Below are 17,271 nucleotides of genomic sequence, written 5' to 3' on the forward strand. Positions count from 1 at the left end.
GTCGGGCTGTTCAAACCCCTGGGGCTGCGCCTGTGTCGGGGCGCTTGCGGGGTGGCATGCGCGTCGCAGCGCGCATGCCACCCCGCAAGCGCCCCGACACAGGTTTGCCCCGTAGCGCAAGCGAAGGGGGCGCAGACTTGGGGTCGCCTTTCTTTTGGGTACTTTTCTTTGGCGAAGCAAAGAAAAGTACCTCGCCCGCCGGGGCGAGTCCCGGCCAGTCACATCAAAAAGAAGAGCTACCAGCGCTTGACAACGAAGGGCTTCAAGCATTTTTCGCCCCAACCCCACGCCACCTCTGCGCCCACCCCTCAAACGTCAAATAAATCACCGGCGTAGTGAACAAGGTCAGCAACTGACTCAGCAGCAAGCCCCCCACCAGCGTCACCCCCAGCGGGTGGCGCAGCTCGCTGCCCACCCCCTGGCCCAGCATCAAAGGCAAGGCCCCGAGCAGCGCCGCCAGCGTGGTCATGAGGATGGGCCGAAAGCGCAGCAGGCAGGCCTGGAAGATGGCCTCGCGCGCGCTCAGGCCCTGGTCGCGCTGGGCCTCGAGCGCGAAGTCGATCATCATGATGGCGTTCTTCTTCACGATGCCGATCAAGAGCACGATGCCGATGATGGCGATGATGTCCAGCTCCATCCCGGCGAGCAGCAGCGCCAGCAGCGCCCCCACCGCCGCCGACGGCAGCGTGGACAGGATGGTGATGGGGTGGATGGTGCTCTCATACAGCACACCCAGCACGATGTACATGGTGATCACCGCCGCCAGGATCAGCAGCAGCGTGTTCGACAGCGAGGCCTGGAACGCCAGCGCCGCCCCCTGGAACTGCGCGTCCACCGACAACGGCAGCTCGCCCGCATCGCGCGCAGCCTGCATCTCGGCCTGGATTGCCTTCACGGCATGGCCCAGGGCCACGCCGGGCGCGGTGTTGAACGAGAGCGTGGCCGCCGGCAGCTGGCCCACATGGTTCACCGCCAGCGCCATGCTGCGCACCTGCACCTGGGCCACGGAGGACAGAGGCACCGGCGGCCCGCTGATCGAGGCCACGTGGATGGCCTGCAGCGCCTCGGGCCCCAGCTGGAACTGCGGCGCCACCTCCAGCACCACGCGGTACTGGTTGGACTGCGTGAAGATGGTGGAGATGAGGCGCTGGCCGAAGGCGTTGTACAGCGCCGTGTCCACGGCCGCCACCGTCACGCCCAGGCGGCTGGCCTGGGCGCGGTCGATCTCCACATAGGCCTGGCGGCCGTGGCTCTGCTGGTCGCTGCCCACGTCGATCAGTTCGGGCAGCCGGCGCATGCGCTCCAGCAGTGCGGCAGTGCTACGTTCGAGTTGCGCCATGTCGGGCGAGGACAGCAGCAACTGGTATTGCGTGCGCGCCACGCGCTCCTCGATGGTCAGGTCCTGCACCGGCTGCGCAAACAAGCGTATGCCCGGCAGGTCGCGGGTGTCGTCCGACAGGCGGCGCAGCACCGTGGCCGCATCGTCGCGCTGGCCATGGGGCTTGAGGTCGATGAGCAGGCGGCCGGTGTTCAGCGTGGTGTTGGTGCCGTCCACGCCGATGAAGGAGGAGATGCTCTGCACCGCCGGATCGCGCAGCAACCGCTGCACCAGCGCCTGCTGGCGCTCGGCCATGGCGGCGAACGAGATCGACTGGTCGGCCTCGGTCGTGGCCTGCAGCGTGCCCGTGTCCTGCGTGGGAAAGAAGCCCTTGGGAACCACCAGGTACAGCAGCACGGTGATGGCCAGCGTGGCCAGGAACAGGCCCCAAGTCAGCGCGCGGCGGTCCAGCACCCAGGCCAGCAGCCGGCCGTAGCCGGCAATCATCCCGTCCAGAAAGCGCCCCGTGGCGTGGTACAGCCGGCCATGGCTTTGCTCGGGCGTGCGCTTGAGCAGCCGCGCGCACAACATGGGCGTGAGCGTGAGCGACACCACGGCCGAGATCAGGATGGCCACCGCCATGGTGATGGCGAATTCGCGGAACAGCCGCCCCACCACGTCGCCCATGAACAGCAGCGGTATCAACACCGCGACCAGCGAGATGGTCAGCGAGATGATGGTGAAACCGATCTGTTTGGAGCCCTTGAGCGCAGCCTCCAAAGGGGTCATGGCGAACGGCGGGGTGTTTTGGCTTCGGCCGGACGCATCCGCGTCCTTCACGGAGCCTTCGGCTCCATGAGCCTGCGCCGAAACATTGCCCGGCATCTCAAGATGCCGGGCAATGTTTTCGATCATGACGATGGCATCGTCCACCACGAAGCCCGTGGAGATGGTGAGCGCCATCAGCGTGAGGTTGTTGATGGAAAAGCCCGCCAGGTACATCACGCCGAAGGTGCCCACCAGCGACAGCGGCACGGCGAAGCTCGGGATCAGCGTGGCCGTGCCGCTCCTCAGGAACACGAAGATCACCGCCACCACCAGGGCGATGGCCAGCATCAGCTCAGTCTGCATGTCGCGTACCGAGGCGCGAATGGTCACAGTGCGGTCGGTCAGCACCTGCACGTCCAGCGATGCCGGCAGCGTCTCCTTCAGTTGGGGCAGCAGCGCCTGGATGCGGTTCACCGTGTCGATCACGTTGGCGCCGGGCTGGCGCTTGATGTTCAGGATGACGCCGGCGCGCACGCCGCTGTCCGGTGTGCCGGCCCAGGCGGCCAGGCGGGTGTTCTCGGCATCGTCCACGGTGGCGGCCACGTCCGAAAGCCTCACCGGGCTGCCGTTCCTGAAGGCGATGATCAGGTTGCGGTACTCGGCCGCGGACTGCAGCTGGTCGTTGGCATCAATGGTGGATGCGCGCTCGGGCCCGTCGAAGCCGCCCTTGGCCGCCTTGACGTTGGCGGCGGCGATGGCGCTGCGCAAGTCCTCCAGCGTCAGGCCCAGGCCCGCCAGCGCCGTGGGGTTGGCCTGTATGCGCACGGCCGGCCGCCGCCCCCCGCCGATCGCCACCAGGCCCACGCCCTGCACCTGCGACAGCCTGGGCGCCAGGCGGTTCTCCACCAGGTCGTTCACGCGTGTCACGGGCAGCGAGGGCGAGGTAATGGCCAGCGTGAGGATCGGCGCGTCCGCCGGGTTCACCTTGCTATACAGCGGCGGCATGGGCAGGTCGCCCGGCAGCAGGTTGGCGCCGGCGTTGATAGCCGCCTGCACCTGCTGCTCGGCCACGTCCATGGACATGTCCAGCGCAAAGCGCAGGCTGATGACCGAGGCCCCGCCCGAGCTGGTGGACGACATCTGCGCCAGGCCCGGCATCTGGCCGAACTGGCGCTCCAGCGGCGCGGTGACGTTGGAGGTCATCACGTCGGGGCTGGCGCCGGGGTATAGCGTGGTGACCTGGATAGTGGGGTAGTCCACCTCGGGCAGCGCCGAGATGGGCAGCAGGCGATAGGCCAGCACGCCTGCGATCAGCACCGCCACCATCAGCAGCGACGTGGCGATGGGCCGCAGGATGAAGAGGCGCGACAGGTTCATGGCGGGGCTGCGCGGCGGGGCGCTTCAGCGCGCGGCGGATGCGGCGGGCGCTGCGGCGCCACCCTGGCCTGCCGGCTGTTTGGCCGCGCGCTCGGCGCGCAGCTTCTCCAGGTAGGCGCGGCGCTCCTCGGGCGCCATCGTCGCCAGCTTGGCGCGCAGCTCGGGCGGCAGGTTGCGCGCGCCACGCGGGCGGGCGGCCGCGTCGCTCACCGCCTGGTCCACCTGCTGCACCTTGTCCGCGGCGATCACGCTCACCCGGGCGCCCTCGCGCAGGCGATCCAGCCCGTCGGTGACCACCCGGTCACCCGGCTCCAGCTCGCCGCGCACGCTCACCCGGTCGCCATCCGTCACGCCCACGACCAGGCGCCGCTGTGTCACGGTGCCATCGTCCTTGAGCAGATACACATAGTTGTTCTGGATCGCGGAGGCCGGCACCGTGAGCGCCTGCTCTATCAGGTCGACCTGCAGCTTCACGTTCACGAACTGGTTGGCAAACAGCCGGCCTTGTGCGTTGTCGAACGCCGCCTTGGCCTTGACGGTTCCGGTCGTGGCGTCGATGGCGTTGTCCAGCGCATTCAGGCGCCCCCGGGCCAGCAGGTTTCTTTGCTCGCGGTCCCACAGCTCCACCGGCATGTCGCGCTTCTCGGCCAGGCGCCGGGCGATCGCATCCACATGGGCCTCGGGCACGGCAAAAAGCGCGTCTATGGGCCGGACCTGCGTGATGCTCACGATGCCATTGGCGTCCGAGGGATTCACCACGTTGCCCAGGTCGGCCTGGCGCAGGCCCAGCCGCCCGGCAATCGGCGCGGTGATGCGCGTGTACTCCAGTTGCAGCCGCGCCGCATCCACCTGTGCCTGGTCAGCGGTCACCGTTCCCTGGTACTGCTGCACCAGGGCCGCCTGGGTGTCCACCTGCTGGCCGGCAATGGAGTTCTGCGCCTGCAGCTCCTGGTAGCGCTGCAGGTCCAGCTGGGCGTTGCGCAGCAGCGCCTGGTCGCGCTGCAGCGTGCCCTGGGCCTGCTGCAGGGCCGCACGGTAGCTGCGCGCGTCGATCTGCGCCAGCAGCTGACCGGCGTGCACCTCGTCGCCCTCCTTGAAGAAGATCTTCTGCAGCTCGCCCGCGACACGCGCGCGCACCACGGTGGTGGCGCGGGCGTTCATGCTGCCTATGCTGCTCACCAGCACGCGCATGTCGCGCCGCTGCACCTCGCCCACCGACACCGGCTGCGCGAGCGGCCCGCCACCGGGGCGGCCCGTGGCTGCGCCGCGCACAGCCTGGCTCTTCACATACCACCAGCCACCCGCCGCCGCGAGCAGGGCCAGCACCAGCAAGATGGCCAGCACCACCGGCCGTACGCGCCCCGCCCATGGCTGTACGTGGGGGGCTTGGTGCCTTGGGCAACTCAGGAAAGCAGGCAAGAGGGGGCTCCTAGACTGAGCAAAAGATCATAGCTGTCCATGGCCTGGCAGCAGGAAAATCCAGGTAAAGACCGTGCGAAGATCTGCTGCCAGTGTGGTGCGCCGCTATTCTTTGTACTTTCAGAGCCCCCAGAAGGCGTCCAGGCAAGGCGCAGCCAGCAGCCAGCAGCCAGCAGCCAGCAGCCAGCAGCCAGCAGCCAATGGTCGATCCCTTGGCAAGGGCTGCAACGCGGCATGGGCGCCTTCTGGGGGCTCCCTTCGGGCGAGCCGCTGAGCGGCCCGCTGCGGCGTTGCGCACGCTTGAAAGGCGCACGCATTTCGGCGCGTGCGCGAATAGCGGCGCACCACACTAGACAGCGAGCGATCTCCATGACCCCCATCATCTTTTCACACGCCAACAGCTTTCCCGCCAGCACCTACCGCGTGCTGTTCGAGGAGCTGCGCACGCGTGGCTTTTCGGTCAGCGCCGTGGAGCGCTACGGCCATGACGCGCGCTACCCCGTCAGCAACAACTGGCCGCACCTGGTGCAGCAGCTGGCCGACTTCGCCGCCGAACAGCAGCAGCGCACGGGAATGCCGGCCTATCTGGTGGGCCACTCGCTGGGCGGCTTCCTGAGCGTGATGGCGGCCGCGCGCCACCCCGAGCTTGCGCGCGGCGTGCTGCTGATCGACTCGCCTCTGATCGGCGGCTGGCGCGCCGGAGCGCTCGGCATAGCCAAGCAGGCCCAGGTGGTGGGCGCCGTCTCGCCCGGCCGCATCAGCCGCGCGCGGCGCAACAGCTGGGCCAGCACCGGGGAGGCGCTGGAGCACTTTCGCCGCAAGCAGGCCTTCGCCCGCTGGGACCCGCGCATACTGCAGGATTACGTGACCCATGGGCTGCAGGATCAGAACGGCAAACGCGTGCTGAGCTTTGACCGGGCCGTGGAAACCCAGATCTACAACACCCTGCCGCACAACCTGGGACGGCTGCTGCAGGCGCATCCGCTGCAATGCCCCGCGGCCTTCATCGGCGGGCGCGACTCGGTGGAGATGCGCCAGGTAGGCATGGCCCTGACGCAGCGCATCACCCAGGGGCGGGTGATGATGCTCGATGGCAGCCACCTGTTTCCGATGGAGCAACCCCTGGCCACGGCGGCGGCCATCGAGGCGGCCTTGCTGAACCTGCAGACAATTTGAGGAGTGCTCCATCCGCCCTGCACACATACGAAAAAGCCCCGCGAACACGGGGCTGGATGGCTCAGCAGTTTGTCCCTCACGCCACATGGGGTGGCGTATCCGCTGGCTCGGGGGGCGGCGCGGGAACATCGGGCTCCACGGGCGGCTCCGCCGGCTGGCGGGATATGGGTGCAATGCATGCAATCATGGTCATCGGCCTCCTCGCCCACGTTCTGCGTCTCTCCTCTGCGCGGCAGCGGCAATGTGCCTCACGCCCTTCGCCAATCGAAGTGCGGTCCCCGCAGATACGCTGCCTGCAGGGGTGCTGCCGACCGCTGCGGCACCTGCATGCGCATGGGGGCTGCATTGTCCGCACGCTGACGGGGCCTTCGGCCAAGCCAGGGCGCGGCATGAATCCAGCCCAGGCAGGCGAAACCGCAACCCACGCCTGTGCACCCGCAATAGGCACCGCCCGCGCGAGTCCGTCTCCGCCGCCCGACACCGCACCCAGAAGCTCCAGGACACCAGTGCCTGCACATCTGGCAATTGCCGCAGTGGCTCACCTTAAAACTGGGCGGCGCACAGGCGTGTAGGACGACGGCGAGTCCGGCACTGGTCAGTTGTCCTGGCGCCTGATGAGTTTGCGCCCGGTATCGGTGATATGAAAAATACCGGCCGGCGATTTGCCGATATAGCCCCAGTCCAGCAAGCGCCCGGACAGGTGATGCTTGAGCGCATCCGGCACTCCGATGGCTTCGCCCATCTCAAGCTGCTTGAGCGTGGCGATCTCGTCCACGGTAGGCTCGAATGTGGGTGCGTGGTACATGGGCTGAGCGGTGGCCATAAGTGGTACTCCTTGTAGAGAGTGGATTGCGCGGCGCCCAAAGCGTTCCATGACCACATTGTCCGGCGCCGCGTACATGCCAGCGTATTGCGAGCGGGCGCCGCGCGCAATGGGCCAAGCACCCGAGACCGGATCTCCGAGCGCTCCATCAACGACATGCGCCGCATGGCCGCCGGCGCGAGCGCCGACACGCCCTAGGCCACTGGCCCGGCCGCAGCCATGTCCTGCAGCCAGCGCGCAAACGCCGCCAGCACCGGCGGCTGGGGCTGGGCCGGGCTGACCAGGTAGTAGCCGCGCTCGCCGCGCAGCGGCTGGGCACAGGCCACGACGAGCTCGCCGCGCGCGATCTCGGCCTCGATGAGCATGGGCGGCATCAGCGCCACGCCCAGGCCATGGGCCGCCGCCACCGCCGTCATGGAAAAGAGTTCGTAGCGCGGCCCCTCGAGCGCGCGCGGCGCGTCCTGGACGCCCATGGCATCGAACCATTGGCGCCAGCCATAGGGCCGCGTGCTCTGCTGGAGCAGCGGCAGCCGCGCCAGCACCTGCGGCGGCACGCCCTGGTGTGCGCGCCCAGTGCCGCGCGGCATGCCCGACCGCTGCGCGGCCTGCTCCAGCAGGCGCGGGCTGCACACGGGCAGCACGTCCTCGGGCATCAGCAGCAGCGCCTGCACGCCGGGCCAGTTGGCCACCTGCTCGGGCGTACCGGCGTACAGAGCTGCATCGAAACCCGTGTCTGTGAACAGAAAGGGCCGGGTCTGGGTCTCGATGTGCACCACGATCTCCGGATGACGCTCGGCCAGCAGCGGCAGGCGCGGAATCAGCCAGCGCGTGGCAAAGGTGGCCACGGCCGCCAGCGACAGCGCGCCGCCGTGGCCCTGGTGCGCCATCACGTCCAGCGTATCCCGCTCCAGCCCCTGCAGCCAGCGCGCCACCTGGCGCCCGTAATGCCGGCCCGCGGGCGTGAGCACCACGCCGTGGCGCGTGCGCCGAAACAGCTGCACGCCGAGCTGGTCTTCGAGCGCCAGGATCTGGCGCGAGACGGCGCTTTGCGTGAGCGAGAGCTCCTGCGCGGCGCGGGTGTAGCTCTCGTGCCGCGCCGCGGCCTCGAAACAGGCCAGGGCCTGGGTGGATGGCAGTTGTCGTCGCATCGGCACATCTTAGCCATATATTCGAAATACTCATTTCTGAATGCAAACAACTCGCTTGCACTACCCCGTTGAGCAGGGATACGATGCCGCTCATCCCCATGCCATGCTCACAATGCATGCATAGGTTCCATCCCCGCCATCATTTGCACTGGAAACACCATGACCCGCGCCGCCTTCCAATGGGACGACCCCTTCCAACTCGACCAGCAGCTCACTGAGGACGAGCGCGCCGTCCGTGACGCGGCCCGCGCCTACTGCCAGGACAAGCTCAGCCCCCGCGTGCTGGAGATGTTCCGCCACGAAAAGACCGACGTGAGCATCTTCCGCGAGATGGGCGAGCTGGGCCTGCTCGGCCCGACCATCCCCACCGAATACGGCGGCGCCGGCCTGAACTACGTGAGCTACGGCCTGGTGGCGCGCGAGATCGAGCGCGTGGACTCGGGCTACCGCTCCATGGCGTCCGTGCAGTCCTCGCTGGTAATGGTGCCGATCAACGAGTTCGGCTCCGAGGCGCAGAAGCAGAAATACCTGCCCAAGCTGGCATCCGGCGAATACATCGGCTGCTTCGGCCTGACCGAGCCCGACCACGGCTCCGACCCCGGCAGCATGGCCACGCGCGCCTACAAGGTCGATGGCGGCTACCGCCTCAAGGGCAACAAGATGTGGATCACCAACAGCCCCGTGGCCGACGTGTTCGTGGTCTGGGCCAAGGAGGTCGAGGCATCCGGCACCGTGGGCCAGATCCGCGGCTTCATCCTGGACAAGGGCATGAAGGGCCTTTCCGCCCCGGCCATCCACGGCAAGGTGGGCCTGCGCGCCTCCATCACCGGCGAGATCGTCATGGACGACGTGTTCGTGCCCGAAGAAAACGCCTTCCCCGAGATCCGCGGCCTGAAGGGCCCGTTCACCTGCCTGAACAGCGCCCGCTTCGGCATCGCCTGGGGCGCCATGGGCGCGGCCGAGGCCTGCTGGCACACCGCGCGCCAGTACACGCTGGACCGCAAGCAGTTCGGCCGCTCGCTGGCCGCCAACCAGCTGATCCAGAAGAAGCTGGCCGACATGCAGACCGAAATCACGCTGGGCCTGCAGGCCGCGCTGCGCGTGGGCCGCATGAAGGACGAGCACCAGAACGTGGTGGAAGTCACCTCGCTGATCAAGCGCAACAACTGCGGCAAGGCCCTGGACATCGCCCGCCTGGCGCGCGACATGATGGGCGGCAACGGCATCAGCGACGAGTTCGGCGTGGCGCGCCACCTGGTGAACCTGGAGGTGGTGAACACCTACGAGGGCACGCACGACGTGCACGCCCTCATCCTGGGCCGCGCGCAGACCGGTATTGCGGCCTTTGCCAACTGATGAAAAGAATAGCTGACAGCGCTTACCATACAAGCTTTTTCAGCATTTTTTGCATCAACAATGAGCACACCTAGCCATGGCGCCCTGGCGGGCATCAAGGTGCTGGACCTGTCGCGCGTGCTGGCCGGCCCCTGGTGCACCCAGATGCTGGCCGACCTGGGCGCCGACGTGGTCAAGGTCGAACGCCCCGTGGCCGGCGACGACACGCGCCACTGGGGCCCGCCCTTTCTGCAGGACGATGCGGGCCACGACACGCGCCAGGCCAGCTACTTCACCGCCTGCAACCGCAACAAGCGCAGCATCACCGTGGACATGGCCCACCCCGAGGGCCAGGCGCTGCTGCGCCGCATGGCGCAGCAGGCCGACGTGGTGGTGGAGAACTTCAAGGTCGGCGGCCTGGCGCAGTACGGCCTGGACTACGCCAGCCTGAAGACCCTGAACCCGCGCCTGATCTATTGCTCCATCACCGGCTTCGGCCAGGACGGGCCGTATGCCGAGCGCGCCGGCTACGACCTGATGGTGCAGGCCGGCTGCGGCCTGATGAGCATCACCGGCCATGCCGACGGCGAACCCGGCGGCGGCCCGCTGAAGGTGGGCGTGGCCGTGGTGGACGTGTTCACCGGCCTGTATGCCAGCAACGCCATCCTGGCCGCACTCAACGCGCGCAACTCCAGCGGCGAGGGGCAGTACATCGACATGGCACTGCTGGACGTGGGCATGGCGGTGCTGGCCAACCAGGCCGCGGGCTTCCTGGCCACGGGCCAGGCGCCGGGCCGCGCCGGCAACATCCACCCCAGCCTGGCGCCCTACCAGGACTTTGCCACGCGCGACGGCAATGTGCTGCTGGCCATAGGCAACGACGGGCAGTTCGCGCGTTTTTGCGCCGCCGTAGGCCATGACGCCTGGGCGCAAGACGAACGCTTTGCCACCAACACCGCGCGCGTGCGCCACCGCGCCGCCCTGCTGGCGCTGATGGAGCCGCTGATGCGCACGCGCGGCACGGCCGAGTGGATTGCGCTGCTGGAGGACAAGGCCGTGCCCTGCGGCCCCATCAACACCATCGCCCAGGCCTTCGACGACCCGCAGGTGCGCGCGCGCGGCATACGCCTGGAACTGGCGCGCGACGCCGGCGACGGCATTGCCAGCGTGGCCAGCGTGGCCAACCCCATGCGCCTTTCCGCCACACCCGTGAGCTACCGGATTGCGCCGCCCGCCCTGGGCCAGCACACTGACGAAGTCCTGCGCGAGCTGGGCCTGGACGCACAGGCCATTGCCGCACTCAAGGAGAGCCGGGCCGTCTGATTTTCCGCGCCGCCACGGCGGCGCACCTTCCCGCCATCACTGGCATTCGCTTGCTTGCATATTTCATAACAGGAGATAAAGCATGATCCGTCGCAGCGCCCTCACCCTGGGCATCCTGGCATTGTTCGGCACCATCGCCCACGCCCAGTCGGGCTACCCCAACAAACCCATACGCCTGCTGGTGCCCTTTGCCGCCGGCGGCACCACCGACCTGATCGCCCGCGTGCTGGCCGAACCGCTGGGCCGCGAGCTGGGCCAGGCCGTGGTGGTGGAGAACAAGGGCGGCGGCGGCGGCGCCATCGGCGCGGCGGAGACCGCGCGCGCCGCGCCCGATGGCTACAACCTGGGCATGGCCACCGTCTCCACCACGGCCACCAACCCGGCCATCAACCCCAAGATTCCCTACAACGTGTTCACCGATTTCACGCCCGTCGTGAACATCGCCGCCACACCCAATGTCATTGCCGCCAACCCGCAGTTCGCCGGCAAGGACTACAAGGGCTTCCTGGCCGAGGTCAAGAAGAACCCCGGCAAGTACTCGTTCGGCTCGCCCGGCACCGGCAGCATCGGCCACCTGATGATGGAAATGTTCATGCTGGAGACCGGCGCCCAGTTGATCCACGTGCCCTACCGCGGCTCCGGCCCGGCCCTCAACGACGCCGTCGCCGGCCAGATTCCGCTGATCTTCGACAACCTGCCTTCGGCCCTTCCCTTCATCAAGGACAAGCGCCTCACCGCCCTCGTGGTGGCCGCGCCCCAGCGCCTGGCCGTGCTGCCGGACGTGCCCACGCTGGCCGAAGTGGGCGCGCCCAACGTGAACCGCATGGCCTACTACGGCATCATCGGCCCCAAGAATCTGCCCAAGGACATCGTGGACAAGGTGAATGCCGCCGTGCACAAGGTGCTGAAGGACCCGGCAGTGCGCAAGCGCATCGAGGACACGGGCTCGCTGATCGTCGCCGACACGCCCGAGAAGTTCGCCCAGGAAATCAAGGCCGAGTACACCGCCTACAAGACCGTGGTGGACAAGCAGAAGCTCACGATGGACTGAAGCGCCCTCCCATTGGCACAGCTCCAAGCCCCGCCCCTCGGCGGGGCTTTTTGCTGGTGCATGGTGAAACACGGCGACACGATCGTGAAGAATGCGCAAAGAGCGGCAAATCAGGCCACGCCGGGTCAACCAAAATACCCGTATGTGCGTCTCACAAGCAGGCGCGGCCGACTCTTCGGCGTCCTCACCACTACCCCGGGATCTCTTTATGCCCCTGTTACGCCCGTCCTTTTTGCGCATTGCCACCGCAGGCATGCTCGCCTCGCTGGCCGCGGGCTGCGTCACCGCGCCGGGCGATCCCTACTATGACGGCGGGGGCGGCGGCTACTACCCAGGATCGCCGGTGACCGTCTATGAGCAACCCGGCGTGATCTACCCCCCGCCACCCGTGGGCTGGCGCAATTACCCGCCACCACCACCCGGCTGGCGCGAGGACGCCTGGCGCGAACGCCAATGGCGCGAGGCCCGGGAGCGCGAGGCGCGCGAACGCCGCGAGATGGAACGCCAGCGTGACGCGCAGCGCTGGGAGGCCGAGCGTCGGCGCGACAGCGAGCGCCGCGAAGCCGAACGCCGGGAGGCCGAGCGCCGCCGCGACGCCGAGCATCGGGATGCCGAGCGCCGCCGTGAAATGGAACGCCGCGCGCGCGAGGAGCGACTGCTGCAGCACCCCAACCCCGACGTGGTGCGCGCACGCCGCGAGCAGTTCGAGCGCGACCGCCGCGCCGAGGCCGAGGCCGAGCGCGAACAGCGCCGCCAGGAGCACGACCGCCAACCCGGCGGCCGCCCCAACCCGCGCCCCGATTGGCGCTGAACCGCTCCGCCCTGGCCCATGCCGCTATCGGCTCATCACACCGCGGGCGTGGTTCTGGGCCTGGCGATTGCCGCCTGCAGCACCCTGCCCGCCGCGGCCCAGGTGCTGCGCTGCACCGATACGGCCACCGGCAAGGTCACCTATACCGACGGTGACTGCCGCCGCGGCGAGGCGGCGCGCGAGGTCGAGGCGCGCAGGAGCGCGCAGGAGATCGCACAAGAGAGAGAACAGGCGGCCGAGGCCCTGGAGCGCAAGCAAGAGCGCCAGCAGCTGGAGGAGCGGCAGCGCCGGTTTGCCGAGCGTGCAGAACGCGCCGCGCGCTCCAGCAGCGCCGCGGCAACCGACAACGCCCGCGCGCACTCGCCCGATTGCCTGCGCGCGCGCAAGCATCTGCAGGACGTACTGGCCACCCTGGGCCAGGGCATGTATGACGAGCAGACAAGGCTCTACGCGGCCCAGCGCCAGGCCGACCTGGCCTGCCTCAGCCCCGCCGACTACGCGCGCACCGAACGCAGCCACGGCTACCGCCCGGCCTATACAGCCCCCTACTACGGCCCGCCAGCGGCGGGCGTTGCGCCACGGCCCGCACCACCGCGGCGCGAGATCAGCAACTGCAACGTGTTCCGCTGCTACGACGCACAGGGCAATACCTATCCACGCTGATGCGGCGCAGCGGCAAGTCCCTCGCGCACCGTGGGATAGCGCAGCCGCAGGCGCAGTTCGCGCGCCATGCGCGTGGTGAGCAGCCGACGCGACTCACCCATGAAGCTCAGCAGCGACAGCGGCAGCTGCTCTTGCGCCAGGCTGCGCGGCACGCGCGGCGGGCGCTGCAGGCCATACAGGTCGGCCGCCAGGTCGAAGTAATCGCCCATCTTCAGCTGGCTCTCGTCGGCCACGTTGTAGGCGCGCTGCGGCCGCGCGCGCCACAGGGCCGCCACGCAGGCGCGCGCCAGGTCATCGGCATGGATATGGTTGGTGTAGACATCGTCCGGCTCTGCCAGCACGGGCGTGCCGCGGCGCAGTCGCGCCTCGGGCGTGCCGCCCTCGCGGTCCGGGGCGTAGATGCCGGGCACGCGCAGGATGCTCACGCGCACGCCCGCGTGGCCCAGGTGGCGCATCGCGCCCTCGGCATTCACGCGGCGCTGGGCGCGCGGCGTGGCCGGAGCCACGGGGCGCGACTCGGCCACCCAGTCGCCCGCGCAGTCGCCATACACGCCGCTGGTGGAGGCATAGACCAGGGCCTGCGGCAGCGCGCGCCGGCGCAGCGCGCGCGCCAGCGCCGTGCTGCGCGGATCCAGCCACCAGCGAGTGCCGGCCTCGGCCTGGCCCGGCGGTGGCGCCAGGTGCAGCACGCGCGTGGCCAGGCCGCCCAGGCGAGCGAGCGAGGCCGCGGCGTCCAGGTTCCCCACCAGGGGGGTGATGCCGGCGGCGCGCAGCTCGCTCACGCGCGCGGGCGACGAGGTCAGGGCCAGCACCCGCAGGCGCGCATTGAAGTTGCGCGCCACGCGCAGGCCCACATCGCCACAGCCGATGATGAGCAGGCGCTGGCGCCGAAAGCGCGCCGGCAGGGCGCCGAGAGGGTTTTGGTTTGAGGGCAAAATCGGCTCCGTCGAGCAAGGCGGGGATACAGTTCCCCCGCACAGAAAAGAACGCCAAGGATACCCATACATGACCAGCACACAGACCGCGGCAGCGGCCTTCCAGATCAGCGTGCAGCCCAGCGGCCGCGCCTTCGAGGCGCAGGCCGGCGAGGCCATCCTCTCGGCCGCCATCCGCAGCGGCGTGGGCCTGCCCTACGGCTGCAAGGACGGCGCCTGCGGCTCGTGCAAGTGCAAGAAGCTCAGCGGCTCGGTGGTGCATGGCGAGCACCAGCACAAGGCGCTGAGCATCGAGGAGGAAGAAGCCGGCTATGTGCTCACCTGCTGCGCCAGGCCTTTGAGCGACGTGGTGCTGGAGTCGCGCCAGGTGACGGACGAGAGCGCCTACCCCATCAAGAAGCTGCCGGTGCGCGTGTCCTCGCTTCAGCGCGCCACGCACGATGTGATGCAGGTGCAGCTGCAGCTGCCGGCCAACGACAGCTTCCGCTACCACGCGGGCCAGTACATCGAGTTCATCTTGCGTGATGGCGCGCGCCGCGCCTACTCCATGGCCACGGCGCCGCACATGCAGCAGGGCACACCCGGCGTGGAGCTGCACATACGCCACATGCCGGGCGGCAGGTTCACCGACCATGTCTTCGGCGCCATGAAGGAAAAGGAAATCCTGCGCGTGGAGGGGCCGTTCGGCAGCTTCTACCTGCGCGAGGACTCGGACAAACCCATGATCTTCCTGGCCTCGGGCACGGGCTTTGCGCCCATCAAGGCGCTGATCGAGCAGATGCAGCACAAAGGCATCACGCGCGCCGCCACGCTGTACTGGGGCGCTCGCCGCCCACAGGACCTGTACATGGACGGCTGGGTGCGCGAGCGCCTGGCCGCCATGCCCCAGCTGCGCTACGTGCCCGTGGTCTCCGACGCCCTGCCCGAGGACGGCTGGACGGGGCGCACCGGCTTCGTGCATCAGGCCGTCATGGACGACTTTGCCGACCTCTCGGGCCACCAGGTCTATGCCTGCGGCGCGCCCATCGTGGTGGACTCGGCGCGCGTGGCCTACAGTGCCGAGCGCGGCCTGCCGAGCGACGAGTTCTACGCCGACGCCTTCACCTCCGAAGCCGACAAGCACGGCGGCTGACAAAGCCTTCTCACTGCCTGGCGCATGCCCCCGCGCGCCGGCGCACTTTTCACCACGGATGTCTATGAATCGCAGAAACCTCCTCTTCACCGCCGCCGCCATCGGCACACTGCTCGCCGCCCCCTTGAGCCACGCGCAGGATAGCCCCATCCGCCTGGTCGTGCCCTACGCGCCCGGCGGCCCGCTGGACGTGACGGCGCGCGCCCTGGCCGAGCGCGTGCGCGACACGCTGGGCGTGGTGATCGTGGACAACAAGGCCGGCGCCGGCGGCAACATCGGCGCCGACCTGGTGGCCAAGTCCGCGCCCGACGGCCTGACCATTGGCATCGCCGCCACGGCCACGCATGCCGTGAACCCCTGGCTCTACAGCCGCATGCCCTACGACGCGGCCAAGGACTTCGCCGGCATCACCCAGATGGTGCGCGTGCCCAACGTGCTGGTGGTGAACGCCGCGCGCGCCGAGCAGCTCAAGATCCACAGCCTGCAGGACCTGATCGCCTACGCCAAGGCCAACCCCGGCAAGCTCAACTACGGCAGCGGCGGCAACGGCAGCGCCGGCCATCTGGCGGGCGAGATGTTCAAGCAGAAGGCCGGCATCTACGCCCTGCACATCCCCTATCGCGGCGCCAGCCCGGCGCAGCTGGCGCTGCTGGCCGGCGAGGTGGACTTCAACATCGACAACCTGGCCGCCGCCGCGCCCAACATCAAGGCCGGCAAGCTCAAGGCGCTGGCCGTGACCTCGCTGGCCGCCAGTCCCATGCTGCCCGGCGTAGCGCCGCTTTCCAACACATTCAAGGGCTTTGCCATCGACACCTGGTGGGGCCTGGTGGCGCCAGCCGGCACACCCCAGCCGGTCATCGCCAAGCTCAACAAGGCCTTCACCGATGCCCTCAAGGCGCCCGAGACGCAAACCCGTTTTGCCGCCCTGATGGCCGAACCCGTCCCCACCACGCCCGAGCAGTTCGACGCCTTCATGGCCGCCGAGCGTGCCAAGTACCAGCAGGTGGTGAAAAGCTCGGGCGCCAAGGTGGATTAAACCAAAATCACCTTGATTTAACCCAGAAACCGTTGGCCGGATTGCGCAAGGAGCTATCTTTTTTGATAGCGAAACCGGCCGACGTTCACTCCACCCAGCGCACCATTCCCGTCCAGGCCGTGAGCAGAACCACCACGCCAAACACGATCCGGTAATAGGCAAACGGCACAAAGCTGTGCGAGCTGATGTAGCGCAGCAGCCAGCGCACGCACAGCCAGGCGCTGATGAACGAGAACACCAGGCCCACGGCAAACAGCGGCACGTCGGTCGCGGAGAGCAGCGCGCGCTCCTTGTACAGGCTGTACGCGCCCGCGCCTATCAGCGTAGGGATGGCCAGGAAGAACGAATAGTCGGTCGCCGCCTTGCGCGACAGGCCCAGCAGCATGCCGCCGATGATGGTGGCGCCGCTGCGGCTGGTGCCCGGCACCATGGCCAGGCATTGCACCAGACCCACCTTGAGCGCGTCCCACGCTCCCATGTCGTCCACCGACTGGATGCGCACCGCCTGCTGCTGGCGCCGCTCGGCCCACAGGATGATGAAGCCGCCAAGAATGAAAGTGGAGGCCACGACGGTGGGCGTGAACAGATGCGCCTTGATGGCCTTGCCCAGCAGCAGGCCCAGCAGCACGGCCGGGAAGAAGCCGATCAGCACATTCAGCGCAAAGCGCTGCGCCTGGCGCTGGGTCGGGAGCTGCACCAGCGTGTCGCGTATGCGCTGCCAGTACACGAGGATGACGGCGAAGATGGCGCCGGTCTGTATCGCGATGTCGAAGACCTTGGCCTTGGCGTCGTCGAAGCCCAGCAGCGCGCCCGCGAGGATCAGGTGGCCGGTGGAGGAAATGGGGAGGAATTCGGTCAACCCTTCGACCACGCCCATGATGGTGGCCTTGAGCAGCAAAACAATGTCCACGCGCACTCCAAGAAAACGCGGATTATTGCAGGGCCGCCATGCGGCC

14 protein-coding genes are annotated in these 17,271 nt (G+C 68.4%); 8 read left to right on the plus strand and 6 right to left on the minus strand.

Annotated features, from left to right (window positions below; translation table 11 throughout):
* Positions 1 to 262: 262 nt before the first annotated feature.
* Together P7644_RS13260 and P7644_RS13265 are read right to left on the minus strand one after the other, a co-directional pair.
* Complete coding sequence (locus P7644_RS13260) at positions 263 to 3,463, minus strand: efflux RND transporter permease subunit (protein ID WP_404299735.1); 3,201 nt, start codon at positions 3,461 to 3,463, stop codon at positions 263 to 265.
* A gap of 24 nt (positions 3,464 to 3,487) precedes the next feature.
* Positions 3,488 to 4,807, minus strand: a complete 1,320-nt coding sequence (locus tag P7644_RS13265; protein ID WP_404299736.1) for an efflux RND transporter periplasmic adaptor subunit — start codon at positions 4,805 to 4,807, stop codon at positions 3,488 to 3,490.
* Positions 4,808 to 5,251: 444 nt separating this feature from the next.
* Here P7644_RS13265 and P7644_RS13270 point away from each other — a divergent pair, with 444 nt between their 5' ends.
* Positions 5,252 to 6,058: an alpha/beta hydrolase gene (locus P7644_RS13270; protein ID WP_404299737.1), complete on the plus strand. Its 807-nt coding sequence runs from the start codon at positions 5,252 to 5,254 to the stop codon at positions 6,056 to 6,058.
* Between the two features lie 595 nt (positions 6,059 to 6,653).
* Here P7644_RS13270 and P7644_RS13275 read toward each other — a convergent pair.
* Both P7644_RS13275 and P7644_RS13280 read right to left on the minus strand, forming a co-directional pair.
* Entirely contained in the window at positions 6,654 to 6,881 is a 228-nt protein-coding gene (locus P7644_RS13275; protein ID WP_404299738.1) for a hypothetical protein, read from the minus strand.
* A gap of 194 nt (positions 6,882 to 7,075) precedes the next feature.
* On the minus strand, positions 7,076 to 8,029 hold the full coding sequence (locus P7644_RS13280) for a LysR substrate-binding domain-containing protein (RefSeq protein ID WP_404299739.1): 954 nt from the start codon (positions 8,027 to 8,029) through the stop codon (positions 7,076 to 7,078).
* Positions 8,030 to 8,188: 159 nt separating this feature from the next.
* Between P7644_RS13280 and P7644_RS13285 the strand changes: the two genes are divergently transcribed.
* From P7644_RS13285 to P7644_RS13305, 5 genes are all read left to right on the plus strand, one after another.
* Positions 8,189 to 9,385: an acyl-CoA dehydrogenase gene (locus P7644_RS13285; protein WP_404299740.1), complete on the plus strand. Its 1,197-nt coding sequence runs from the start codon at positions 8,189 to 8,191 to the stop codon at positions 9,383 to 9,385.
* 60 nt (positions 9,386 to 9,445) lie between these two features.
* Entirely contained in the window at positions 9,446 to 10,687 is a 1,242-nt protein-coding gene (locus P7644_RS13290; protein ID WP_404299741.1) for a CaiB/BaiF CoA transferase family protein, read from the plus strand.
* A gap of 82 nt (positions 10,688 to 10,769) precedes the next feature.
* Complete coding sequence (locus tag P7644_RS13295; protein ID WP_404299742.1) at positions 10,770 to 11,738, plus strand: tripartite tricarboxylate transporter substrate binding protein BugE; 969 nt, start codon at positions 10,770 to 10,772, stop codon at positions 11,736 to 11,738.
* A 208-nt stretch (positions 11,739 to 11,946) separates the two neighbouring features.
* Positions 11,947 to 12,549 (plus strand): hypothetical protein, encoded by a 603-nt coding sequence (locus P7644_RS13300; protein WP_404299743.1) that lies wholly within the window; start codon positions 11,947 to 11,949, stop codon positions 12,547 to 12,549.
* 18 nt (positions 12,550 to 12,567) lie between these two features.
* Complete coding sequence (locus P7644_RS13305; RefSeq protein WP_404299744.1) at positions 12,568 to 13,212, plus strand: DUF4124 domain-containing protein; 645 nt, start codon at positions 12,568 to 12,570, stop codon at positions 13,210 to 13,212.
* On the opposite strand, the gene P7644_RS13310 is transcribed toward P7644_RS13305, so the two are convergent.
* The gene (locus P7644_RS13310) at positions 13,200 to 14,147 is read right to left on the minus strand and encodes an NAD-dependent epimerase/dehydratase family protein (protein WP_404299745.1); all 948 of its coding nucleotides are present in this window, start codon (positions 14,145 to 14,147) and stop codon (positions 13,200 to 13,202) included. The genes P7644_RS13305 and P7644_RS13310 overlap by 13 nt on opposite strands.
* A gap of 70 nt (positions 14,148 to 14,217) precedes the next feature.
* On the opposite strand from P7644_RS13310, the gene P7644_RS13315 reads away from it, so the two are divergent.
* The gene (locus tag P7644_RS13315) at positions 14,218 to 15,279 is read left to right on the plus strand and encodes a CDP-6-deoxy-delta-3,4-glucoseen reductase (RefSeq protein WP_404299746.1); all 1,062 of its coding nucleotides are present in this window, start codon (positions 14,218 to 14,220) and stop codon (positions 15,277 to 15,279) included.
* Between the two features lie 64 nt (positions 15,280 to 15,343).
* A complete protein-coding gene (locus tag P7644_RS13320) occupies positions 15,344 to 16,315 on the plus strand; it encodes a Bug family tripartite tricarboxylate transporter substrate binding protein (protein WP_404299747.1) in 972 nt (323 codons plus the stop codon).
* 85 nt (positions 16,316 to 16,400) lie between these two features.
* On the opposite strand, the gene P7644_RS13325 is transcribed toward P7644_RS13320, so the two are convergent.
* A complete protein-coding gene (locus P7644_RS13325; protein ID WP_404299748.1) occupies positions 16,401 to 17,225 on the minus strand; it encodes an undecaprenyl-diphosphate phosphatase in 825 nt (274 codons plus the stop codon).
* Between the last annotated feature and the right edge of the window lie 46 nt (positions 17,226 to 17,271).

Source organism: Alicycliphilus denitrificans, from assembly GCF_044792555.1.
In the GTDB taxonomy this organism is placed as follows: Bacteria; Pseudomonadota; Gammaproteobacteria; order Burkholderiales; family Burkholderiaceae_C; genus Alicycliphilus; species Alicycliphilus denitrificans_A.